At 35.4% G+C, this 23602-nt stretch carries 24 protein-coding genes; all 24 read right to left on the minus strand.

Annotated features, from left to right (window positions below):
• Position 1: 1 nt before the first annotated feature.
• The gene (locus NSQ18_RS02970) at positions 2–673 is read right to left on the minus strand and encodes a YggS family pyridoxal phosphate-dependent enzyme (protein ID WP_016837495.1); all 672 of its coding nucleotides are present in this window, start codon (positions 671–673) and stop codon (positions 2–4) included.
• A gap of 75 nt (positions 674–748) precedes the next feature.
• Positions 749–985 carry a hypothetical protein gene (locus tag NSQ18_RS02975; protein ID WP_016837496.1) on the minus strand — a complete coding sequence of 79 codons (237 nt, stop codon included), beginning with the start codon at positions 983–985 and terminating at the stop codon, positions 749–751.
• Between the two features lie 213 nt (positions 986–1198).
• Positions 1199–1978, minus strand: coding sequence for an RNA polymerase sporulation sigma factor SigG (sigG, locus tag NSQ18_RS02980; protein WP_026019001.1), 780 nt, complete (start codon positions 1976–1978; stop codon positions 1199–1201).
• A 105-nt stretch (positions 1979–2083) separates the two neighbouring features.
• Positions 2084–2791: an RNA polymerase sporulation sigma factor SigE gene (gene sigE / locus NSQ18_RS02985; protein ID WP_016837498.1), complete on the minus strand. Its 708-nt coding sequence runs from the start codon at positions 2789–2791 to the stop codon at positions 2084–2086.
• Between the two features lie 20 nt (positions 2792–2811).
• Positions 2812–3639 carry a sigma-E processing peptidase SpoIIGA gene (locus NSQ18_RS02990; protein WP_016837499.1) on the minus strand — a complete coding sequence of 276 codons (828 nt, stop codon included), beginning with the start codon at positions 3637–3639 and terminating at the stop codon, positions 2812–2814.
• A gap of 256 nt (positions 3640–3895) precedes the next feature.
• Positions 3896–5047, minus strand: a complete 1152-nt coding sequence (ftsZ, locus tag NSQ18_RS02995; protein WP_016837500.1) for a cell division protein FtsZ — start codon at positions 5045–5047, stop codon at positions 3896–3898.
• Between the two features lie 52 nt (positions 5048–5099).
• Positions 5100–6392: a cell division protein FtsA gene (gene ftsA, locus NSQ18_RS03000; protein WP_016837501.1), complete on the minus strand. Its 1293-nt coding sequence runs from the start codon at positions 6390–6392 to the stop codon at positions 5100–5102.
• Between the two features lie 106 nt (positions 6393–6498).
• Entirely contained in the window at positions 6499–6867 is a 369-nt protein-coding gene (locus NSQ18_RS03005) for a small basic family protein (RefSeq protein ID WP_016837502.1), read from the minus strand.
• A gap of 3 nt (positions 6868–6870) precedes the next feature.
• On the minus strand, positions 6871–7587 hold the full coding sequence (locus NSQ18_RS03010) for a DUF881 domain-containing protein (protein WP_339288912.1): 717 nt from the start codon (positions 7585–7587) through the stop codon (positions 6871–6873).
• A gap of 14 nt (positions 7588–7601) precedes the next feature.
• The gene (locus NSQ18_RS03015) at positions 7602–8315 is read right to left on the minus strand and encodes a DUF881 domain-containing protein (RefSeq protein ID WP_026019002.1); all 714 of its coding nucleotides are present in this window, start codon (positions 8313–8315) and stop codon (positions 7602–7604) included.
• Positions 8296–9123: an FtsQ-type POTRA domain-containing protein gene (locus NSQ18_RS03020; protein ID WP_339288914.1), complete on the minus strand. Its 828-nt coding sequence runs from the start codon at positions 9121–9123 to the stop codon at positions 8296–8298. The genes NSQ18_RS03015 and NSQ18_RS03020 overlap by 20 nt, the downstream gene beginning before the upstream one ends.
• Positions 9124–9143: 20 nt before the next feature.
• A complete protein-coding gene (locus NSQ18_RS03025; RefSeq protein WP_016837506.1) occupies positions 9144–10232 on the minus strand; it encodes a putative peptidoglycan glycosyltransferase FtsW in 1089 nt (362 codons plus the stop codon).
• A gap of 40 nt (positions 10233–10272) precedes the next feature.
• Complete coding sequence (gene murD, locus NSQ18_RS03030) at positions 10273–11625, minus strand: UDP-N-acetylmuramoyl-L-alanine--D-glutamate ligase (RefSeq protein WP_016837507.1); 1353 nt, start codon at positions 11623–11625, stop codon at positions 10273–10275.
• Complete coding sequence (gene mraY, locus NSQ18_RS03035) at positions 11622–12596, minus strand: phospho-N-acetylmuramoyl-pentapeptide-transferase (protein ID WP_096550594.1); 975 nt, start codon at positions 12594–12596, stop codon at positions 11622–11624. The genes murD and mraY overlap by 4 nt, the downstream gene beginning before the upstream one ends.
• 159 nt (positions 12597–12755) lie before the next feature.
• Positions 12756–14675 carry a stage V sporulation protein D gene (locus tag NSQ18_RS03040; protein WP_339288918.1) on the minus strand — a complete coding sequence of 640 codons (1920 nt, stop codon included), beginning with the start codon at positions 14673–14675 and terminating at the stop codon, positions 12756–12758.
• A 63-nt stretch (positions 14676–14738) separates the two neighbouring features.
• Positions 14739–16904, minus strand: a complete 2166-nt coding sequence (locus NSQ18_RS03045; protein WP_040764450.1) for a penicillin-binding transpeptidase domain-containing protein — start codon at positions 16902–16904, stop codon at positions 14739–14741.
• 38 nt (positions 16905–16942) lie between these two features.
• A complete protein-coding gene (gene ftsL / locus NSQ18_RS03050; protein WP_016837511.1) occupies positions 16943–17323 on the minus strand; it encodes a cell division protein FtsL in 381 nt (126 codons plus the stop codon).
• Positions 17324–18274 carry a 16S rRNA (cytosine(1402)-N(4))-methyltransferase RsmH gene (gene rsmH, locus NSQ18_RS03055; RefSeq protein ID WP_016837512.1) on the minus strand — a complete coding sequence of 317 codons (951 nt, stop codon included), beginning with the start codon at positions 18272–18274 and terminating at the stop codon, positions 17324–17326. It lies immediately after the preceding gene.
• A gap of 30 nt (positions 18275–18304) precedes the next feature.
• Complete coding sequence (gene mraZ, locus NSQ18_RS03060; protein ID WP_016837513.1) at positions 18305–18736, minus strand: division/cell wall cluster transcriptional repressor MraZ; 432 nt, start codon at positions 18734–18736, stop codon at positions 18305–18307.
• 187 nt (positions 18737–18923) lie between these two features.
• Positions 18924–20537: a bacillithiol biosynthesis cysteine-adding enzyme BshC gene (gene bshC, locus NSQ18_RS03065; RefSeq protein ID WP_016837514.1), complete on the minus strand. Its 1614-nt coding sequence runs from the start codon at positions 20535–20537 to the stop codon at positions 18924–18926.
• Positions 20538–20645: 108 nt separating this feature from the next.
• Positions 20646–21038, minus strand: coding sequence for a DUF3397 family protein (locus NSQ18_RS03070; RefSeq protein ID WP_339288921.1), 393 nt, complete (start codon positions 21036–21038; stop codon positions 20646–20648).
• Positions 21035–21928, minus strand: coding sequence for a 2-dehydropantoate 2-reductase (locus NSQ18_RS03075; protein ID WP_016837516.1), 894 nt, complete (start codon positions 21926–21928; stop codon positions 21035–21037). The genes NSQ18_RS03070 and NSQ18_RS03075 overlap by 4 nt, the downstream gene beginning before the upstream one ends.
• A gap of 233 nt (positions 21929–22161) precedes the next feature.
• On the minus strand, positions 22162–22572 hold the full coding sequence (locus tag NSQ18_RS03080) for a transcriptional regulator (protein ID WP_339288923.1): 411 nt from the start codon (positions 22570–22572) through the stop codon (positions 22162–22164).
• Positions 22573–22736: 164 nt separating this feature from the next.
• Positions 22737–23507 (minus strand): enoyl-CoA hydratase/isomerase family protein, encoded by a 771-nt coding sequence (locus NSQ18_RS03085; protein ID WP_016837518.1) that lies wholly within the window; start codon positions 23505–23507, stop codon positions 22737–22739.
• Positions 23508–23602: the final 95 nt, after the last annotated feature.

Here is a 23602-nt window from a genome sequence, read left to right on the forward strand (position 1 = left end):
CCTATCCTACAAGAGCTGTTCCGATTCTTATAAAAGTTGCACCTTCTTCAATAGCAATCTCATAGTCGTTGGACATCCCCATCGATAACTCTTGGCATGGTGCATACGGTAAATTCAGTTTCATAACCTCTTGTTGTAATTCTTTTAAATCACGAAAAACTTTTCGAATAATTTCTTCGTTCTCTGTATTTGGAGCCATTGTCATTAAACCGACTACTTGAATTTTGCTGAATTTTTCTAAAGATTGAATGAAAGGAATCACTTCTTCTTTGCTTAAGCCATGTTTTGATTCTTCACCTGAAACATTTGCTTGAACAAAACATTTTACTGGTTTTATTGCTCGCTTTTCAATTTCTTCCGCTAAGCTCATACGATCCAATGAATGTAAATAATCAATTTCATTAATGACTTTTTTTACTTTTTTTGATTGTAGGGTGCCAATATAATGCCAAGCAGCTTGATCTTGAATCGATTCTTTTTTCGCAAGTAATCCTTCTGGACGATTTTCGCCAAGATGAATTAATCCTACATTTAATACTTCTTTCGTGCGTTCAACAGATACTTGTTTTGTTACTGCAATAATTTGAATATTATCATGTTGTCGGCCTGCTCTATTTTTGGCTCCTTCTATTCTTTGTTGAATAATTTCTAAGTTTTCGCGAATACTTGCCATAATAATCCCATCTTTACAACTATAGTTTCTTTCATTTTAACAATCAAATCTCTATTTTTCAATGAATACCAATAATTAAGAAACCCCTTTTACTAAAATGACATCTTTGCCGATTACTAAAATATCGTTGATGAATACTTTGCGAACAGGTTCTTCACCTTGTAGAAAGGTTAAAAACTTTTTTGGTTCTGATACAAGAAAAGCTGTAATCATTCCGGTTTGTTCACAAACTTCTGCATCGATAATGTACCCGATAAATCTGCCACTGCCCGCCTCAATTATTTCCTTTTGTTGAACTACTGAAAATTTCAATTGAATCTCCTTTCAATTAATGATTACTTCAAGAAAATACAAAACTTCGTTCAGAAAACTTCAAAATACTTTTGAATTTATTCTAGAGCAGCGATGAGAAGATAAAATTTAATCTATTTTACGACAAAAGCATACTCGATAGGACCTATACTATTCTTTATAAAAATAAAAACGCACTTGTGAAAAGTGCGTCGGATTTTACAGTGATGATCCTTATCCTAATTTATAGTCTTTTTGCATGGTTTCAATCGCATTCTTTTCAAGTCTAGAAATTTGAGCTTGTGATATTCCAAGGGATTTTGCTATTTCTGTTTGTGTTTCGCCATAGTAGAAGCGTTTTGCAAGAATTAATTGTTGACGTTCATCGAGCTTTTGAATACTTTCTTTTACACTAACATACGCAACCCATTGGTCTTCTGACACGGCTTCATCCCTTAATTGGTCCATGATATATACTGCATCTCCACCATCGGAATAAATCGGCTCTTGAAGAGATAGTGGATCTTGTATCGCATCTAAAGCATATAGCACATCTTCTTTTTTCATGTCAATCATTTCAGCTATTTGTTCAATTGTTGGCTCATATAAATTTTCAGATATGAATTTTTCTTTTGCCTGCATTGCTTTATAAGCTATATCTCTTAAAGATCTTGATACGCGAAGAGCATGATGATCTCTTAAGTGTCTTCGAATCTCACCAATAATCATTGGTACAGCATATGTTGAAAATCTTACATTATGCTTTAAATCGAAATGGTCGATGGCTTTTAATAATCCGATACATCCAACTTGGAATAGGTCATCTGCTTGTTCACCTCGATAAGAGAATCTGCCGACGATACTCAGTACCAGACGTAGATTACAAATAACCAATTCATCTCTAACCCATGTTTCTCCGTTTTTCAAACGAACAAATAGCTCTCTCATTTCTTCATGTTTTAATACTGGCAAAGAAGCAGTATCAACACCACAAAGCTCAACTTTTGTACGCACCATCTTCTTTTCCTCCAGACTTTTTATCTCTTGGATTGTTTTTTAAGTTTGTCCGAAAAGGAAAAGAATATGCGTATTGTTACTAGTCCAATTTCAGCCAATTCTTTATGAGATTGGTTGGTTTAAGGATTCTCTTAACTCGGAAATAATTTTCTTTTCTAAGCGAGAAATATATGATTGAGAAATTCCTAAGTGATCCGCAACTTCTTTTTGCGTCATTTCTTTTTTACCGTTTAAACCGAATCTGCATTCCATAATGTATCTTTCTCTCTCGCTTAATCCGTTAATTGCTTCAAACATCGACGCACGTTCAATTTTCTTCTCAACATCATTCATAATAATTTCTTCATCTGTGCCTAAAATATCTGATAGTAGCAATTCATTACCGTCTGGATCTGAGTTTAATGGTTCATCTAAAGAAACTTCACCCTTCATACGACTTGTCTTTCTTAAATGCATTAAAATTTCATTTTCAATGCATCGAGAAGCGTATGTGGCAAGTTTAATATTCTTTTCTTTATTGTAAGTTTCAATTGCCTTTATTAATCCGATAGAGCCAATACTAATTAAATCTTCAATAGGTGTACCTGTGTTATCAAAACGTCTTGCAATATATACAACAAGACGTAGATTTCTTTCAATTAATGTATCGCGAGCTTTCATATCACCATTCATAAAGGCTTCTATTACTGACATTTCTTCTTCTCTAGACAATGGTACCGGCAATGAATCATGACCTCCTATATAGTATGTTTTTTTAGTGCGAAACTTACTAAATATTCTCGTGATCAGTTCTTTCAGTTTTTCAAACAACCATTCTCCCCCTTTATGAATTAGTTCAACGCTAAAACGTGGAGTATCATTTGTGCATTCTGCGGAAAACGAGCATCGTGTCTAGTAAAAACTACATATTCATCCAATATTTCCTTCTTTACGTTTCCGTAAAGAATCAGACGGTCAAAACGAAATGCTAATGCGGTTGACGTTTCTTTTTGGACCGTTGACAATGTCAAAATTCTGATTTTAGGGTACATAAAGCTAGGAAACATTGTTAGTTGATAAGGATTCTTGTCGTCCCACGTAAGCAAACCTTCTTTTAACTCTTTTGGCAATTTTTCTTCTACCGCTTGATACGATAAGAAATGAACCGGTTTTCCGCTAATCGGTTCCACACATTCATTTCCCGTATCAATGAATCCTTTCAACGAATATGTTTTTTGAAATAGCTCTAATTCACAATCAACGACAAAGGATTGTTGCAACCTTTCTTTTGTCATATTTCTCCATTTCGAATGAATAAAAGTTAAACTAAGAACAGCGATACTTAAACAAAAGATAAAAAAAATAAGATCCGATTGTCTAAGTAAAAAAGGTAATAAACTTGTGAGCAACCCACCTAGAAAAAAGGTGGCAACAAGCAACACTGTTCCTTGTTTCAACAGTGTTTGAATTCGAAAGGAGAAAGCGAGTCCAATTAATAAAAGAAAACTTGCAACTGCTCCTATAAATGTGTGATAAAGTATTGAAGACACGAGTCCGCTAATGAATGCACTAAATAACAATCTTCTTTTCCTTACATACAATCCCGTTATTTCCTTCGTAAACTTTAATAAAAAGTAATTAAATAACGTATTGTATAGTACGAGTAATTCTCCAATCATTTTAGCGTCCTCCTATTGATAGATTATCACTGTCTCCATGTGGAAAATGTCAAAACGTTGTAGGGAAAGTGGAGTTTTTATTGACAAAATATTGCATATACCGAGAAAATATGCATAAAAAAAGGAACAATCTAGCGTAATTTTTAATACGCTATATTGTTCCTTTGCTACTTTTTTCGTTGATAGATAAATATTTTATTTGAGAAAATGTCGAATTTTCAATTTTTGTGTAACATTATTTCTTAATTTAAAATAGTTATTGGTTTCGATGACGACGATTTCTTAAAAATGTTGGAATGTCTAAAATATCTTCTTGTTGATTGCGATTATATTCCGCTTGCTGTTGCGGTTCTACATTGCGTTCCCGCATTGGTTGTTGTTGTTGAACTATGTTCTGCTGTGAGCTACGAGTATTGATAGAAGGTCTTACACTTTGTGTGTTTTGAGGTGCAGCATCTTCTGAAAAGCCCGTTGCAATCACTGTTACAATGATTTCATCATTTAAGTTTTCGTTAATCACTGATCCAAAGATCATATTCACTTCTTCATCAGATGCAGACGCAACGATATCAGCTGCTTCTTGCACTTCAAATAGACTTAAATTTGTTCCTCCAGTAATATTCATAATGACACCTTTCGCGCCATCAATGGAAGTTTCAAGTAGTGGACTGGAAATCGCTTTTTTCGCAGCTTCAGTCGCACGATTTTCGCCAGAAGCAATACCGATACCCATTAGTGCTGATCCCTTATTGGACATAATTGTCTTTACGTCCGCAAAGTCTAAGTTGATGAGACCTGGTGTAGCTATCAAGTCGGAAATCCCTTGCACCCCTTGACGTAATACGTTGTCAGCTTCACGGAAAGCTTCAAGCATTGGAGTGCTTTTATCCACAATTTGTAATAATTTATCATTCGGAATGACAATCAGAGTATCCACCGCTTCTTTCATTGCAGCAATACCACTAATTGCCTGTGTTTGTCTCTTCTTACCTTCAAAAGAAAACGGTCTTGTCACAACCCCAACAGTTAATGCTCCCAAATCCTTTGCAATTTGTGAGATAACTGGTGCGGCACCTGTTCCAGTTCCTCCACCCATGCCTGCAGTGACAAATACCATATCTGCTCCACGAACAACTTCTTCAATTTGTTCTCTACTTTCTTCAGCAGCTTTTTTACCTATTTCAGGATTTGCCCCTGCACCTAATCCACGAGTCAGTTTACTACCAATCTGTAATTTTATTTCCGCTTTTGATAGTTTTAAAGCTTGAGCATCTGTATTTACTGCAATAAATTCAACACCTTGAACTCCATGTTCAATCATTCTATTTACAGCATTATTTCCACCGCCGCCTACACCAATTACTTTAATATTGGCTAGCTGGTCAATATTCGTATCAAATTCTAACATTCTTTCTCCTCCTGCCACACTAGTCTAAGTTTTTTTATATTCTTCTTTTTATTTATTCAAAAAATTTATCAAATAACCTTTTTGCTTTATCGATAACGCTCGATTTATTACCGTTATCAGCTTTTTCAGATGCATGAGATTGTTTTTTAGGAGGAGTAGTAACTGAACCTACCGCTTGATAAACAGGTGCTTTCGATACCGGGCTTCTTCCAAAAAATTCATCTTCCATATGTGCATAACAAATTAAGCCAACAGCAGTTGTAAATGAAGGTTCTCGAACCCCGATATAATCAGGAATATAAATTCTCACGCGCGTTTGCAAAACTTGGCGTGCAAGTTGAGCAATACCTTCTAATGAAGCAACACCGCCTGAAATAACGATTCCACCAGGTAAATCTCTTACTCCCAAGCGAGCTAATTCGTCTAAAACGAGATCAAACAATTCTTCCAAACGGGAACTGATAATTTCCGCTAAGAATTTTTGACTGTACTCTTCTGTGGCATCTGTACCTACAACTGGCACTTCAAATACTTCCTCTTCCGAAGCATCCTCATAGAAGGCATGTCCATATTGTCTCTTTATTTTTTCGGCTTGTTCAGTTGGAGTTTTTAATATGATGGATAAATCTTTTGTAATATGGTCGCCACCGACCGGAACGACTCCTGTATGAGTTAACAAGCCATCTTCAAATACGGCAATCGTGGTTGAACCGCCACCAATATCAATAAATGCGGTACCTTGGTTCTTTTCGTCTTCCGTTAAAGCAAAATATCCTGCTGCCAAGGGTTGCAAATAAATTTCTTTAATATCAAGTCCTGCACGCTCTACACATCTCAGAACGTTATGCAATAATGTGCGAGATGTAGTAATCATTGTGGCATCCATTTCAAGTCGAATACCAATCATGCCGCGGGGATCTTTAATTTCATCCAAGTTATCGACAATAAATTGTTTTGGAATTAAATTGACAAGTTCCCGCTCTGGTGGTATCGACATCACTTGAGCAGATTCAAACACTCGCTCTAATTCATCATCTGTAATTTCACGATTTTCGCTATTAACTGCCACAACACCTTTCACTGGCTGTAAGGCTGTTTGATTTGCAGGTATACCTAAAACGACCTCTCGAATTTGAATTCCTGTCATTCGTTCTGCCTGTTCAACGGCTTTTTTAATTGATTGAACGGTTGCATCTATATCAACAATTGCACCTTTTCTAACGCCATTCGTTTTGACATTTCCAACTCCTATAACATGCAACTGGCCATCTGTTACATCACCAATTAATACTTTAATAGAAGAGGAACCTATATCGAGTGAAATATATATATTTTGATGGTTCATCTCACCGCACCTCCTTCGAATGCTACTACACTCATTTTATTTTAAAATACTATATATGTCTAAGTAAATTCTTGTATAACATAATACATAATAAATTCTACTGCTATTATACAGTTTTTTCATCCTTTTTTACATGTCTGTCTTCCCACTTTTGTATCAAAATTCGTCGAATGATTGCAATATTTTGAAAAAGTCTGACTCCAAAAGCAAATACCGCTGCTAAATATAAGTCTACTCCCAAATGGACACCTAAAAAAGCTAGTCCAATAGCTAACGCGATATTAAAGAAAAAACCTGTGATAAACACCTTATCATCGTAAACTTGTTGCAAATTTGCCCGAATTCCTCCAACAATTGTATCTAGCGCAGCAAGTACAGCTATTGATAAGTAATTTTCATAAACTGAAGGAATTTGAATATCGGTCAATAAACCTAAAGTTAATCCTAATACTAATCCTAAAAATGGTAACCACATATTCTAATCCCCTTCACTTTTCAGCAAATAAGTATTAGTCAAATCCCCATCATAGGCATCAATCGTAATCTCCTCTTTTGCTGGGTGTATTGTCAACTTCAAATTATCGAGATAAAAATCATCTTGAAAAGTCGAAGCATATAAATAGCTATGAAGTTTTTCTGCTTGTTCAAAGTTTTCCGTAATAATATAAATATCTACATTTGAATTGCTTATTGGAACACTGTTGACTGTCGTTTTTCCATTAATATCCCGAATGGCAGTAGTATGGACAATTCTCTGTCCATCTATTTCAATATAAAGACCGTTATAACGATATATTTCGTTCACAAGTCTAATTAAAAGATCAGGGGATATTGGTTCCACTTTATAGCCGCTCAGAATCAACTCTTCTGCAGGCCTAATATTTAAATGAACTCCTGGACCAACCACCTTTGTCAGACCTACCCTCTTTTTTAAATTGTCAACAGTTGATTGTAATACTTTTCCTTGTTCTTCAATGTTTGCATCTTCATATTCTGCTGCAATTTTTTTTAATGAAACAATTTCGTTTAATAGTTCAGAGTGCACTTTTTTTTCTTCTGATAGCTCTTGACGTATTTCCCAAATGTCTCTAGTATCTCGTGATTCAGGTTTTTGTATTGTATTATATTGAACAGCAATCATTAACCCTACAATAAAAGAAATAATCGTGATTCGAATGACTACTTTATTTTCCACCTGCCTGCCCCCTTTTAAGAATTTATTGAAGGCATTTCAATATTATCCAATGCTTGAATAGTTACGATAATTGAATCATTTAATAATTGATCAAAAACTCCACCTGCTATTTTTAAAGAAGAAATTAATGTTTCTGAATTTCCGATTGCTTCAATTTCAAAAGGAGCAGGATATTGTGTTCCATCCACCGTAATCACAGGACCATTGCAATGAATATAAGAATTTGGTTTCAATCGATGTCCATTTATAGCAATTGCTTCAGCACCGGAAATTTTTAATTCATTAATGACCATAAAAATATGACTTTCATGAACAATATAGTCATTTGGATTTGTCGATTTCGGGTTGTAATGTCCGTCTTTTAGTGTAACTCTGATTCCTTCACCATGAGCAGGCAATTCGCCTAGTATTAGCCTCAATTTTTCAGCTTCCTGTGCTAATTCTTTATAGTCATTTGTACTTTCAGTAAAAGACTTTTCATATTCTCTTATTTGAGCTTTTAATGCATTGAGCTCATCCATCAATTCTTTATTTCTCTCTTGTTGCTCAATAAGCTCTGTGCGGTATATATCTTCCTGTTCAAAATAATTCGAATCAAATTGTTTATCGTCTCTTGCCAAATTATAGGCATAGCCAATAATGAAACCTGTTACGATACTAACGAATAGAAGGATAAAATGTTTTCGCTTAAATTTATTTTGTTTTTTCTTATGAAGTGGATTCATCATTTTCCACATCCTGTTCTTCCTTCTCACTATCGGTTTGCGTACCTATATTCAAAACCTTATATTCTTCTGAATAGGGTTTGTAATAAGAACCAACTTCAATATCGATAATTCCCTTTTCATACTCTCCAGTGCTTTCGATTTGAGCAACGATTGCCGGATAATATTTAAGTTTTTCAGCTAGAGAAGTAATTTCCGCCCTTACTTCATAGCCATCGTTCATAAACAATGTAATCGCAAATGGATCCGTTTCTGTAGAAGTTAAATTAATTTGTGAAATTAATGTTAGCACCTCTTCATCAAGTTCTGCCAATTCTTTTAGTACTAATTTTCTTAAGTCCTCATCATGGAAATGCAAAAAGATTGGTGCATCAATTGGAGGAAATTCTTCTGATTGTTTATAAACAACCCCATTTTCCAATATCGGATAAAAATAATTATTTTCAAAGATGTAGGCTACTTTTCGAAATTCTTCTATTTCAATTTCTACTGTTGTAAGCAATTTTCGTCTTACGACTACATGTTTGACCCATTCGTCTTGTAAACTTTCTTCAACGTTTGAAGTTTTAAACCCCCACATTGAATGGCCGATTTCAAGTCCAGACTTTTTTAAATAATATTCTTCTTTTGCCAAGTCCGCTCCATGGACCGAAATTTTTTGTATATTACTATAAGGAGATTGGAAATAAAGGAGTAAAAATAACGTCGCGACAAATAGTGATATGATGACAGCAAACTTTATGTTTGTTCTTCTTCTTCTTTTTTTCTTCAAAGTTGGTATGCGTTCTTCTATATCAATGACTTTGTCCATTTTTACTCCTCCTTTCCAATTTATACGGTTCGATTGGATATTGAAACGATGACGCCAACAATAAACCAAATAATCATTAACGAAGTACCGCCATAACTAATAAATGGTAATGTCACACCAGTTACAGGAATCAGCCCGATTACAACACCAATATTTAACGCTGCTTGAAAACCAATCATTGCTACAAGGGAACTAATGGCGAAAAAATCAAAGCTTCTAGTTGCTTGCAGAGCTAATCCTATTCCGGAATAGATAAATAAACAGAACAGTCCAATGATTAAACAACCGCCCAAAAAACCGATTTCCTCTAAAATAATTGAAAAAATAAAATCATTTTGCGGCTCTGGCAAATATAAAAATTTTTGTCTACTTTGTTGAAATCCATGCCCGAGTAACCCAGCAGGTCCAATGGCTAGCAAAGACTGTACCGCTTGGAAACCGCTTCCTAATGGATCTTGCCATGGATCAATGAAAGCCTCAATTCGTTTCAAGCGATAAGGAGCCGTAGCAATTAGCCCGATTAATCCGGCAACCCCAAGCAAGATAAATGCAACATACAGTTTTATTGGATATCTTGCAATGAAGAGCAATATAAAAGAGGATACAATTAAAATAAACACAGATCCGAAATCGGGTTGTAACATGATTAAAGCACTTGGGATCAGGATAATGAGGAAGTGCTGGAGTCGGACAACCCGTTCGCCGTTTGGCACTTTGCTTAATAGAAAACTTAAATACATTAATGTCGTAATTTTTACTAATTCGGCAGGTTGAACTGTCAATGGACCAATTCCGATCCAGCTTTGTGATCCATTCCGCTCAAGACCAATTCCTGGAATTAAGACAAGAACAAGGAGTACGAGAGAAAATATATATAAGCTAATCCATGTTTTTTCATTGTGAAATATCGGCATATTCGAAACAATGTTGAAGACAATTAATGCCAATATAAGATAAATGGATTGTTTAATGTAAAAAGGAATTTCACCTTCATAGTGAATCGCACTCCAATATGTACCTGCCGAATAAATGAAAATCACACCAATAATCGAAAGTATGAATGCCGAAATGATAAATAGCCTTTTATACGTAAATTTCAGTGATGGCATCCTTTCCTAATAATTTTTGCTTCAAAATCAAGTTGGCTTTTTAAGAAAGTTTCATTGCCGCCTCGATAAATAAATCTCCCCGCACTTCAAAGCTTTTATATTGATCCCAACTAGCGCAAGCTGGGGACAATAATATAACGTCGCCATTCTCAGATAGTTGCGCAGCCTTTTCAACAGCTTCCTCGATATTTGTAGCAATGTCCCATTTCTTAACATTGCAAGATTTTGCAAATTCGATAAATCGGTGTTTCGTTTCTCCCAAAGCTACTACAGCTTTTACATTCTTCATTGCTTCACGTAATTCCTCAAAGGAATGTCCTCGATCAAGTCCACCAGCAATTAATACAATCGGCTGATGAAATGCTTCTAAAGCTACTTTTGTTGCTAAGCAATTCGTCGCCTTGGAATCGTTATAAATTTTTCGACCTTTCCATTCACGTACAAATTGAGTACGATGGCGAACACCAGAAAAGTTTTTTAACACTTCTTCCATCGCTGATTTGTCGCATCCATAAATGTTGCAAGCAGCAATAGCTGCTAATATATTTTGCAAATTGTGTTTACCGGGTAAGGCAATCAATTCTCGATGGATAAACGGTTCTCCTTCCCAGTAAATCATTGAATCATCAGCACTAATTCCTTCTTTCATGCGACCTTTTATGCTGAATGGAATTTTTGTTGCATTGGATTTACTTGCCCAATCTGCAACCACATCTTGATCTTTGTTGAAGATTAAATAATCTTCTTCTGTTTGATTTTTGGTAATACCAAATTTCGCTTTTGCATATTCCTCAAAAGTTCCATGATAGTCTAAATGTGCATCATATAAATTTGTTAACACTGCAATTTTGGGCTTAAATTGTTCAATCCCCATTAATTGAAAAGATGATAATTCCGTTACAATTACTTCATCAATGCTGGCATTTTCAGCAACACCGCATGCTACAGTCCCAATATTTCCAGCAATTTTCGGCTTGCGATTCCCCGCTTTTAACATTTCAAAAATTAATGTCGTCGTCGTCGTTTTGCCGTTTGTTCCTGTAATACCAATCATTGGTGCTTCGCTTACTAGATATGCTAATTCAATTTCAGTAATGACAGGTATATTCTTTTTCAAAGCATCTTTGACAATTGAATTCGTATAAGGAATGCCAGGATTTTTTACAACAAGTTCGAAACCTTCATCTAACAAATCTTCTGGATGTCTTCCACATATTACTGTAATTCCCATTTTCAATAGATTTTGAGCATCGGGATTTTCTTCGAATGGCTTCGCATCATTAACTGTTACAAATGCCCCAAGTTTATGTAGAAGCATTGAAGCTGCTACACCGCTTTTTGCTAAACCTAATACTAAAACTTTTTTATGTTGAAATTTTGTTGTATGAATCATAAATATGCCTCCGCTATCACAGCAATCATTGCTACTAGTAATGCCGTTGACCAGAATACAGCAACAACTTTTCGCTCCGACCATCCAGACAATTCAAAATGGTGATGGATAGGGGCCATTTTAAATATGCGTTTTCCTCTCGCTTTAAAACTTACTACTTGTAGGATAACAGATAATGTTTCAATTACAAAAACTAGCCCAATAAGTAATAGCAATAACTCTTCCTTTACAATGACAGATACGAGTCCTAGAGCTCCTCCAAGAGCGAGAGAACCCGTATCTCCCATAAATACCTTTGCAGGATTCGCATTGAAAATTAAAAATCCTAGCAAAGCTCCTGTTACTGCAAAAGTAAATAATGCCACATCCGTCTGCCCATTAAATAGTGCGATGACGCCAAAGGCACTAAAGGCGATTGATGCTGTGCCAGCCACCAATCCATCTAAACCATCTGTTAAATTGACAGCATTGGAAAAACCAACGAGCCAAAAAATTAAGAAGGCCACGTAAAGTATTCCTAAATCAACCGACCAGTCGGTAAAAGGAATGCTGATGGAAGTATCAAATGTACCTAGCCTTAATAGTAAAAAGGCTAAAATTGAAATAATGATTTGACCGACTAATTTTTGCAATGAAGTCAAACCTAAATTTCTTTTAAAAACAATTTTAATGCCATCATCTAGTAATCCGATGACACCAAATCCTGCCAAAACTAATAACATAACAACGGATTGGGTAGTAAATAATTGAAGCATTTTTCCAACAACGATTGTAGTTGTAACAATGGAAATTAAGAAAATCACTCCACCCATCGTTGGCGTTCCGGCTTTTTTCATATGAGATTTGGGACCTTCAGTTCTAATACTTTGACCAAACTTCAGCCGTCGAAGTATTGGTATTATCAACGGCCCCAATATTACTGAAATAAGAAAGGATACTGCTAAAATAGTTATTGTTATTTCAATAGACATGTTAGATCTCCCTCAAAAACTTCATTCTGAATCGATTTCTACAATATCATAGATGGAAGCATGGTACTATTAACAAAATAAGGAAACTCCCTCTTGTTATTGATGAACTCCCGCGGGGAAAAGCTTCCTTGCCGCAGGAGCAGTAAAATTCAATTCTATTTAATCTCCTAAATATAAATGAATCGTTCCATCCACTTCAATAATATTATCAGGTTCAGGTAATTGACTTTTTACAACTTTTCCTGTTCCATGCATTTCAATATGAAATGGGTATTGAAGCTTCATGATTTCATCCACTTTCATTCCAACTAAGTTTGGTACCCGTTCTGTCATTGGATCTCCCCAACGATACTGCTTTTCCAATTGCCCTTCCCGATTAACTTCCAAACCGATGATTGGCGCAATGTCTTCTATAATCTGCCCGACGATAGGTGCTGCAATGGTACTACCAAAAACGACTGAACTTTTCGGACTATCAATCGCAACATATACAACGACTTGAGGATTATTACTCGGCGCAAAGCCGATGAAAGAAACAATATAATCCCCAACCTTATAACGACCATTTTCTACTTTTTGAGCAGTTCCTGTCTTCCCACCAATACGCAGTCCATCACGATATGCGTTTCGCCCAGAGCCATTTGCAACAACAGATTCTAACGCATACCTTACCTTTTCGGATGTTTGTTCACTGATAACCGTACGTTTTAATTCCGGTTGATTTTCAAGAATGATTTTTCCCGTTTCTGAATCAACAATTTTTGAAACGACATATGGCTTATATAGTTTCCCTCCATTAATGGCTGCAGAAACAGCTTGAACTTGTTGAATAGGCGTTACAGCAATTCCTTGCCCGAAAGACGTTGTTGCATGCTCAACAGGTCCAAAAGCTTCTTTTGAGAATAATATGCCGCTCGCTTCTCCGGCAATGTTTGATCCAGTCGGTTCACCAAAACCAAAGTTTTTAATGTACTGCAATAACTTATCTGGACCTACTCGCTGCCCAAGTTCAATAAACCCCGGGTTGCAAGAGTTTTCTACTACTTGTAAAAATGTTTGTTGTCCATGTCCCTCGCGCTTCCAACAGCGAAGTCTTGAATCTTCTACAATTGTATACCCCTTATCATAAAAATTCTCTTTTTCTATATCCACTTTCCCTTCTTCAATGGCAGCGGCTAGTGTAATAATTTTAAATGTTGATCCTGGCTCAAAGGTCATCCAAACCGGCAAGTTGCGGTTATAAATTTCAGGTTTCACTTTTTCAAAGTTACTTGGATCGTATGTAGGATAAGAAGCAAGGGCTAAAATTTCTCCCGTATTTGGATTCATGGCGATTGCTAAGGCTTGTTCTGCATTATATTTTTTCATCGCTTGCGACAATTCTCTTTCAACCACTTGCTGAACTTCTAAATCAATTGTTAGTTGTACAGTTGCTCCTTGATGCCCTTCTCGCCACTCATCATCTACGTGTGGTAAAGTATTTCCTTTTGCATCCGTAAACAAACGAATTGCCGCATCTTTTGATGTGAGGTATTTGTCATATTGATATTCAATGCCTGCTAAGCCTTGCGTATCATAGCCAGTGAATCCAATAAAACGGGATAATAAATTCCCATAAGGGTAATGTCGAACATAATCGACACCTGTATATAGACCATCAATTTTTAACCCTTGAAGTTCAACAGCTTGTTCATAAGTAATGTTTTTTGCTTCTGGTGCAAGCTTTACTAAGTACGATTTTGAATTCATTTTTTCATACAACTTTTTTTCATCAATTTTTAAGACAGAAGCAATTTGTTTGGCAGCTTGTTCAATATTATCATTTTGTGCAGGCATAAAATACAAGGTCGGCGCTAATTTATTTGTTACAATGACTTCACCGTTACGATCGACTATTTCTCCTCTTTCTGAAGCAAATGGAATTTCTCGATCCCAGTTTTCCTTTGCCAGTTCTGTCAACTTGTCATGCTGAATAATTTGAACAATAAACAGTCGGACGATGGCGGCTATCACAAAAAGAATAAAGCCGTACATTACAATCCGCAACCGTTTTTTGGAGACGGTTGAAATCCACTTCATTCGACATCACACCTCGTTTTTTACAAGGTATGAAACGAACTTCTCATCTATTCAAAAGCTAAGCTAATCTTGGGGCAATTCCTCAGATTGCTCACCACTAATTAGGAATAATTCTTCAGGAGTTTTTAATTTAACAACAATCGGGGAGGAATCAGTAATCATTGTATTTTCTGATACACTTTGGCTTTCTACATAGCCTTCTCCTACGATTTCAATATTTATACCGGACATCGCTTTATAGATTAGTAAATTTCTCAATGACCAATTTTCAAAAGAAGGCAATGTCACAACGCCATCCGTTTTTAAAAAGACGATGCTATCTTTTACCATTGAAACTCCTTCTTTCGGATATTGGTCAATAATTTCTCCGCCTTCACCAATAATAATTGTTTTTAATCCTTGACTCTCTAATTCTTGTTTTAATTTCGCAGCTTTTTTCCCAATATAGTTCCCTATCGTTATTTTCTCTACAGGCTTCGCATCTTCTGGATTAATGTTTAAATATTTTAAGCTATTTTCCATTACAGGCTTAAATACTTTTTCCACCGGTTCTGAACCAATTTCAGTTCCTTTAAGTTTTGGTCTTTTCACTGCTACATAAACAATCAATTGTGGATCATCAACAGGGGCAAAACCTAAGAAGGAATATAAATAATTGTTTTTTCCATATAAATAGCCTCTTCCATTTGGATTCGGTATTTGAGCAGTACCTGTTTTCCCCGCTACTTCATATCCATCAATTTTATAGTTTCTAGCAGTACCTACTTCCGAAGTAACGGTAGAAGCCAAAATTGCTCTTACTTGTTTCGCTGTGCTTGCAGAAATCGGTTTTCCTTTTTCCTTCGGTTGATGATTTTCAATCACTTTTCCTGTGGAAGAATCCACAATTTTATCAATAACATATGGTTGCATCATAACACCATCATTCGTAATGGCTGTCATGGCTTGGACTAGCTGTATCGGCGTCACAGTAGAGCCTTGTCCGAATGAAGTTGTTACATAGTTAATTGGATATCGGGTTAAAATGGTTCCGGTCACTTCACCAGGCAAATCTATGCCTGTTTTTTTCCCAAATCCAAAGGCTTCTAAATAATCAATAAATGTATCATTGCCCATTAGTTCTAGCAAATTGGCCATCGCAGTATTGGATGAACGTTGAAATCCTTCTAAATAAGTAATTCTTCCCCAACCATGAATATTGTGGTCCCGAATCGTTCTGTCCAACACTCTATATGCCCCAGATTGATACGTAGCATTCGGATGCCAATTGCCTGTCTCAATTGCAGCAGCTAAAGTAAATGTTTTCATTGTAGACCCTGGTTCAATTACTTCTTGTGTCACGTAGTTTAACCAGTTATTTTCCAAACCAATTCTAGTTTCTGGATCGAATGTAGGACGTTGAGACAATGCAAGAATTTCCCCTGTTTTTGCATCTACTACAAGGCCAACCATCGAATCAGGATTATATTCTCGGTCCACATTTGTCATCGCATCTTCCAAGAAGTTTTGAATCGTTTTATCAATTGTTAAATAAATATTGTCACCATTTTTCGCTGGTTTGACCATCTTATCTCTGTTTGGCAATAAATAGTGAAATGCATCACTTTCATATTCAATTTTCCCATTTTCTCCAGTTAATTGTTCATTGTAAATCAATTCTAATCCCATTTTCCCTACAGGAATAAACGTTCCATCCTCTTGCTCTTCTCTTTGCGTAAAACCAATTAAATGGGATGCAAAAATACCGTTTGGATAATATCGCTTCGTATCACTTACAAATTTAATACCAGGTAATTTTTCCTTTTCAATTTTCGTTTTGATTTCGTGACTGATTCCTCTTCCCGCAGAACCGAATTCAACTTGATAGTAATATCCACCATCCGACTTTCGTTTTGTTAATATCTTATAAATAGTCGATTCATCCATATCAATATAATTTGCTAATATTTCAGCTGTTTTTTCAGGATCTACAACATGTTGTGGGTTATTTGGGTTTGTTGTTGCAACTGGATTGACAACGGCGATTAGTCGATAGCTTAACGTATCTTCTGCTATTACATTTCCATTCCGATCTAATATTTTTCCGCGTTCAGCAGTAATCACCGCTTCCTTTTGGTACAATGCTGCAGCCCTTGCCTTTAATTCTTCTCCTTCAACTTGTCCAGTTATTTGGATGTAAGTAATCCTTAAGAATAATGCAAAAAAGAGCCCTCCATATAATAAAAACATTAGAAAGGCTCCCCATTGAAAACGAAATTTCTTTTTCTTCATTCTCCCGGCACTACCTTTACGTTATCTTCTTTAAGAGTTAAACCGAGTGAATTGGCTTTTTCCCAAATTCTTTCATATGTTGATAATTCGCTAACCTGTACTTTTAAATCCGCATTTTCTTTTTCAATTTCTGCGATTTCTCTTTCAATTTTTTGTATTTCAATCGTTGTTTTTTGAATTGAGCTTTGTTTATGTAGTACGAATACAGATAAAGTTGCAACAACTATAACAAATGCGATATATAAAAACTTTTCCCTTGCAGTAATGATTTTACGTTGCTTCTTTTTTACTTGCCTTGTATTTGGTTGATTGGTGGGTTGTTGATAGGGTACTTCTTGTTGTTGATAATATAATGGTTGCCTAACCCGAACTGCCATTTAGCCACGCCCTTTTTCATGAATTTTTTCAGCGATACGTAATTTTGCTGATCTCGCCCGATTGTTTGCCAACAACTCTTCCTCCGATGGAACAATCGGCTTTTTCGTAATATTTTTTAATACCGGTTGGAATTCATCTGGTACGATTGGTAACCCTGGAGGTAATTCTGGTAATGATGAAGCCTCTTTAAATATAGTTTTAACAATGCGATCTTCCAAAGAGTGGAATGTGATAACACTTATCCTACCGCCAATACGTAATAAATCAATGGCATCTGTCAGCGACTCTTCAATCGCCCCTAATTCATCATTTACAGCAATGCGAATTGCTTGGAAAACTCGCTTTGCTGGATGTCCACCTGTACGGCGACGAGATGCTGGAATACCCTCTTTAATTAAATCGACAAGCTGTCCTGTTGTTTTAATGGGTGCTTTTTTCCTTGCCATTTCAATTTTTCGAGCAATTTGCTTTGAAAATTGTTCTTCACCATAACGGAAAAAAATACGCACTAATTCTTCATATGGCCATTCATTTACAATATGGTAGGCAGTTAGTTCTTGAGTTTGATCCATTCGCATATCTAAAGGAGCATCGTGCTGGTAACTAAATCCTCTTTCCGGAGTATCTAATTGGGGTGAGGAAACTCCTAAATCATAGAGAATACCATCAACTTTCTGAATATTAAGTTTATCCAATTCCTGTTTTATATACCTGAAATTGGAATGCACAAAATTCACTCTATCCTTATAATTTTCCAAACGTTTTTTCGCATGTTCAATGGCAGTTAAGTCTTGATCAAAACATATTAGTCTACCATTGCTAGAAAGTTGTTGAACTAAGTACTCGCTATGACCAGCACCACCTAATGTACAATCCACATATATTCCGTCTGGATGAATATTTAAGCCATCGACAGTTTCTTTTAATAGTACAGTTGTGTGATCGAACATGAATTGATTGCTCCTTCATCGATGTATTCGCTAGAAGTCAAAGCCAATAAGATTTTCTGCAATATCATTGAAAGATTCCTCTGCTTCGTTGAAATATTCTTCCCAAAGTTCTTTAGACCATATTTCAATCTTGGTTGAAACACCTAGAATAACACATTCTTTTTCAAGTTTTGCGTAAGTAGCAAGATTCGAAGGAATGTTAATTCGCCCTTGTTTGTCTAATTCAACTTCGGTAGCCCCAGAAAAGAAGAACCTAGCAAATGCTCTTGCATCTTTTTTCGTCATTGGCAAGTCTTTCAGTTTTTCTTCGAGCTTTCGCCATTCGTTCATAGGATATCCAAAAAGACAGTTATCAAGACCCCGGGTAATGACAAAAGTATTTCCTAATAATTCACGGAATTTTGATGGTATGATTAAACGTCCTTTGGCATCAACAGTATGTTGATATTCTCCCATGAACATGCTACTCACCCCACTTTAGTAAATAATGTACCACATTCCCCCACTTTCCACCACATATTTCTTCGCATAGTTTGTAAACTTTTCACAAATTATGCCAATTGCACTCCATAAACAGAGCAGTGTATAAGAAAAAAGAATTAAAAAAGCTATCTCCTACGAGATAGCTCTAAAAAAAATAGAAAAAACGCTATAATTTTATCAAATAATGATAATTCCCAATTTTCATTGGTAATTGTAATAAGTGTGTAATAAGACTAAAGCCATAAAGATTTAAATATTGATATGGGTTAAATACACGTTCTTGGAAATTGTTGTTTGGATACAACTCACTTACAATTATATTCAACCGGCGAATCGTGTGATGATGTTTTAGTAAGACTTCTTGTTCGATTTTTTGACTTAAATAATCAAGTTGCATATTGTGGTAATTCTTATTTCTTTCTAATATCCTTTCCAAATGGAGCTGTTTCGCATTCAATAGTTGTAATAACTCATCATATTGCTCGTCTAACATCTTTCTGATTCGCTGAATTTTTTCCTCTGCTTCAACCTCTTGAATATCCTGAATAAATTGTTTCATTATTTTTTGCACTTCACCAGCCACAACATCTTCAAAAGTTAGTTGATATTCAAAAAGCAGTTGTTCTACACGACGAGTAATAAAAGTAATATTTAACCTTGGGGCTAAAATCGGCATTTGTAAGTCTAATACTTCAAATGCATCTTTTAAAGCCGCCCAATAATGAAGTTCTCCAGGACCAGCCACAAAAGCCAATACTGGCAAACACATTTCTTGCATTAAAGGTCTCGTTACCACATTATTACTTAGTTGTTCTGGTGATTGTTCAGCAATTTGTAAAAGTTCTTCAAGGGTAAATTTTACGTTTGCAGCCGAATTAACAAATAAGCCATTCTTTCTTTCGAGTAAAAATCGTTCTCCATCTCGCACATAAAAGAGGTTCGCATTTTCCTCCGTTGCAACAATCGGAGTACCATACCCTCTCTTTTCTAATAATCGTTCCTTTTCAATTACTGCTAAACTAATCTCCTCATTTTTTTCGATGATTCGCTGGAAAAAAGTAGTTTGATATTGTCGAAATGGTAGAAACGCCGAATCGATCATTAGCAGTCCTTCATCTTTAAATAAATCATTCATTAAACGAGCGAAGAAATCAGTAAATGTTTCACTGTCATTCATATGTCGTAGTACCGAATGATAGAGATCATGCGTGTATTCCGTTTCACCATAATCTTTAAAAATTTCATCAATATAATCTTTCATTAACGAATGATCAAACCGAGTTTCGGAAGCAATCGTCTTTTTGCGAGGAGCTACGTCAAAAATTTTCTTTTTTGGCAATCCATCGACAATCGTATAAGTATGATTAATTTCTAAAATATCGTGGTCTTCACCCGCAATCCAAAAAATCGGTACGACATCAATACCTAGTTTTTCACTTTGTTCTTTCGATAGCAAAATAACACTAATTGCTTTATTAACAGAATAAAGCGGACCCGTCAACAATCCCGCTTGTTGACCACCAACAACTGCCAACGCACCTTTTTCTAATTTTTTTAGATTCTCCATTGATTTTTCTGAAATGCCAAAAGGCTCCATATACTGATAAATAACGTTACATAAACTTTTTCGATTATACGCTTGTTCTCTCAAATAATGAGCTCGTACTCGAAATGATTCATCTTTATATGGATATTGATAAAATGAGAGCAAATGTTCACTTTCCGCCCAATAATCAGATAACAATTGATTGTTAACTGGTGATAATTTTTCCAGTTTCATATTACTACTCCTCTACTTAACTCAATACGTTCATTTCATTGAAAGTAAATATTTATTCCTGTTATATTGTAATCTTTGAAACATTGTCTGAAAAGAAAATGGCTCAATCTATGTAATAAAAAATATAATACTTTGAATAATGCCTACAATCCAAACAATCGTATAGATGAAAATTAAATATAAAAATTGCATGCGCCATATTCTTCTCAATAAAGGAAATACTTTAATTTCTTTTTTCGTTTTCCATTCTTTATAAGTCATCAACATCGCAATCAATATGGAAATTACAACGGCTACAATACTTATTGTAGAGTTCCATAGGGTTGCAATGGAGAGGGTGACGGAGAAAAATAAAAAAAAGGTCGTGATATCTGCTGCTAAACTAAAACTACTGTCCGCCTGTTTTTTCAAGTATTTCCGAAATAAAAAAAATGAAATAATGAAGGCAGTCATTGGCAATAAAATTAGGGTGCCAAGAATGTATGTTAAAACTAATTTCACGTTTTTTCACCCTCTAGTGACAACACTAAATGATATAACGTTTTTAAAGTCGGTAAGCTTTTACCTTTTAATTCTGCTTTTTTTATGATTGCTCCGACAATCGATTCCACTTCTGTTTTCTTATTCATTAATCGATCTTGTAACATCGAAGAAGTGTTAGAAGCTGTTTTTTCGCACAACGAAACAACATCTTCAAATGAGACAATCATTCTTTGTTCAGGGAAAGCATTCATTAATTCTTCATATAAATCTTTTAACAATTTTTTCGCATGAATATTGTTGATTAATTCGCCGTTTTTTACTTGCAACACAGCTGTCAAGGGGTTGATAAAACAATTATATAACGCCTTCTCAAAAAGCATTTTTTCAGCATCATCGACAAATTGTAAAGGAAACAATTCGTTTTCTATCCCGTGTAACAATTGAAAAACCTCGTCATTTCCCCTTTCAACTGCTAATTTTAACACACCAATTCCATTATGAATAACTGTATAATCATTTGCCTTTTGTGCACCGAATTGGCATGAGCCAAATCCAATAGTCTGTTGAGGAAGTTTCAGCGCTTCTTCAAAATGAGCTAAACCGTTTTGTACAAATAAAATTGGTATGTCCTGTGGCAGCTTCTGAAGTTGCAGGAAAACTTCTTGCAGATGTGTATATTTTACTGCCACAATTACTAAAGATGCTGTCGCAATTTCATTATATGTAGTCGTAACATTCACATATTTCTTCGTAATAGTTCCATCCAAATTTTTTCTATAAAGGCCATGTTTTCGTATTGCTTCTTCTTGTTTTAGCCTTCGAACTATTAACGTTACTTCATATTTTTCAGCTAAAAACGAGGACATCAACATTCCGACAGAACCTGCACCAATTATAACTATATTCATACGCGCTTCCCTCTTTACAACTTATTTATTCCATTAAATTGATATTAATTGTTTTGCTGGTTTGTACATCCTTATTTTTTCAAGAACGAAAACGACAAAAAGGTGTGACCGAAAGAGTGTCACACCCTTTTTTTCATATTATACTGGAAATATTTGAAGTTTTCGATATTTAACTGCAGCTTCCTTTACCTTGATTGATGGATGATGGTGATAAAAAAGAGGAATAATGGCGATTATTGCTGCTGTTTTTGCTGCTGTTTTTGCTGTTGTTGTTCGATGAATATTGCACCTTGTTGAAGCCATTTTAGCACTCTATCATGCTCAGTTTGAAGCTCTCGATATTTTAGTTCTAATTCATTGTATGCTTCTGTCAATTCATCAAAACTATTAAGAGCAAGCTTTAAGTGGCTTCGCATTAATTGCTTTGGTCGTTTTCTAACACTATTTAACATTTGACCATATTGTTGCCTTAATGTTTTATTCCAGCGGAAACCGCAAGCCTGCTTTGTTCGATTCAGCACTTGCGCAGCCTCAGCAAACGCTTCTAATTGAGTTCTTCCATTTTGTACAGCTGTGATGACAATCTCTGCTAATTTTTCGTCATCTTCAGCTGTCCATTGATCTTTCCTTCTTTTCCCTTCCATACTTATCACCTCTCATTTTTTTACTACTATATGCAAAAAGAGAGTAAATAGAATTAAAGAACATAGAAAAAAATAGGTTGCGACATATAAAAATTTTGTCGCGACCTATTTTCAAATGGATATAACCGATTATTCAGTAGTATTGTTGAAGACAATATTTTGTATTATTTATGATTGCTTGATTTTGATAAGAAGCGTTCAACTGCTTTTTCATGATCTTCACTTTCCCAAAGTTTTGCACAAAGTTTGATTTCTTCCATAACACGTCCATACATATTTCGCTCTCTCCATTTGCGAAGTTCAATCTCTTTATATGCATGATGGACAGAAGGATGAATTTTTTTCATATCTTCAATAAACGCTTCCAATGCTTCTTCTTTTGGACCGTCAAATATTCTCATAGCCCAACCAATTTCATATAATTGCTGAGCAGTGTATGGCTTCGCATCAATCAGCATTTTTAATGCACGGTCATGACGCAATCCACGTTCAAATAAATACGTACCGCCACCCCATCCGGTCGTAATTGCCAACGTTCCTTGAATAAATCCGCATTTTGCATGACTTGCCACCAAACGAAAATCACATGCTGTAGCGATTTCACAACCACCCCCAACGGCTGTCCCGTTAATTAAGGCAATGGTTGGAACATGCAATGTAGCAAGTTCATATAATATATTTCCCATTTTGCTTAACATCCCAAAAGCTTCTTCAGCCGTTTTTAAACTATGAAATTCCGTCAAATCTCCACCAGAACAAAACGCTTTATCCCCCGCACCAGTAACAACTAAAAATCGCACATCTCTGTTCTCTTTAATATGTTTAATTACTTGTTTTAGGCCATTCATTACTTCGTCATTTACTGCATTTCTCTTTTCTTCTCTATCAATAGTAAAAGTTAGAATACCGTCCTTTTGTTCAATTTGGTAAGACAATGAATACATCCCCTTTTTGATATTATTTCAACATAATACGATATGTTTTCATAGTAATAAAGGTTTTAAATTTTGACAACAATTGGTTTTTACCT

The organism is Ureibacillus sp. FSL K6-0786 (assembly GCF_037965165.1).
In the GTDB taxonomy this organism is placed as follows: Bacteria; Bacillota; Bacilli; order Bacillales_A; family Planococcaceae; genus Ureibacillus; species Ureibacillus thermosphaericus.

Coding starts and splice junctions, on each gene's coding strand:
- NSQ18_RS02970 (WP_016837495.1), bottom strand. CDS start 673: ATGGCAAGTATTCGCGAAAACTTAGAAATTATTCAACAAAGAATAGAA.
- NSQ18_RS02990 (WP_016837499.1), bottom strand. CDS start 3,639: ATGATTGGAGAATTACTCGTACTATACAATACGTTATTTAATTACTTT.
- ftsZ (WP_016837500.1), bottom strand. CDS start 5,047: ATGTTAGAATTTGATACGAATATTGACCAGCTAGCCAATATTAAAGTA.
- ftsA (WP_016837501.1), bottom strand. CDS start 6,392: ATGAACCATCAAAATATATATATTTCACTCGATATAGGTTCCTCTTCT.
- NSQ18_RS03005 (WP_016837502.1), bottom strand. CDS start 6,867: ATGTGGTTACCATTTTTAGGATTAGTATTAGGATTAACTTTAGGTTTA.
- NSQ18_RS03015 (WP_026019002.1), bottom strand. CDS start 8,315: ATGATGAATCCACTTCATAAGAAAAAACAAAATAAATTTAAGCGAAAA.
- NSQ18_RS03020 (WP_339288914.1), bottom strand. CDS start 9,123: ATGGACAAAGTCATTGATATAGAAGAACGCATACCAACTTTGAAGAAA.
- NSQ18_RS03025 (WP_016837506.1), bottom strand. CDS start 10,232: ATGCCATCACTGAAATTTACGTATAAAAGGCTATTTATCATTTCGGCA.
- murD (WP_016837507.1), bottom strand. CDS start 11,625: ATGATTCATACAACAAAATTTCAACATAAAAAAGTTTTAGTATTAGGT.
- mraY (WP_096550594.1), bottom strand. CDS start 12,596: ATGTCTATTGAAATAACAATAACTATTTTAGCAGTATCCTTTCTTATT.
- NSQ18_RS03040 (WP_339288918.1), bottom strand. CDS start 14,675: ATGAAGTGGATTTCAACCGTCTCCAAAAAACGGTTGCGGATTGTAATG.
- NSQ18_RS03045 (WP_040764450.1), bottom strand. CDS start 16,904: ATGTTTTTATTATATGGAGGGCTCTTTTTTGCATTATTCTTAAGGATT.
- ftsL (WP_016837511.1), bottom strand. CDS start 17,323: ATGGCAGTTCGGGTTAGGCAACCATTATATTATCAACAACAAGAAGTA.
- rsmH (WP_016837512.1), bottom strand. CDS start 18,274: ATGTTCGATCACACAACTGTACTATTAAAAGAAACTGTCGATGGCTTA.
- mraZ (WP_016837513.1), bottom strand. CDS start 18,736: ATGTTCATGGGAGAATATCAACATACTGTTGATGCCAAAGGACGTTTA.
- bshC (WP_016837514.1), bottom strand. CDS start 20,537: ATGAAACTGGAAAAATTATCACCAGTTAACAATCAATTGTTATCTGAT.
- NSQ18_RS03075 (WP_016837516.1), bottom strand. CDS start 21,928: ATGAATATAGTTATAATTGGTGCAGGTTCTGTCGGAATGTTGATGTCC.
- NSQ18_RS03080 (WP_339288923.1), bottom strand. CDS start 22,572: ATGGAAGGGAAAAGAAGGAAAGATCAATGGACAGCTGAAGATGACGAA.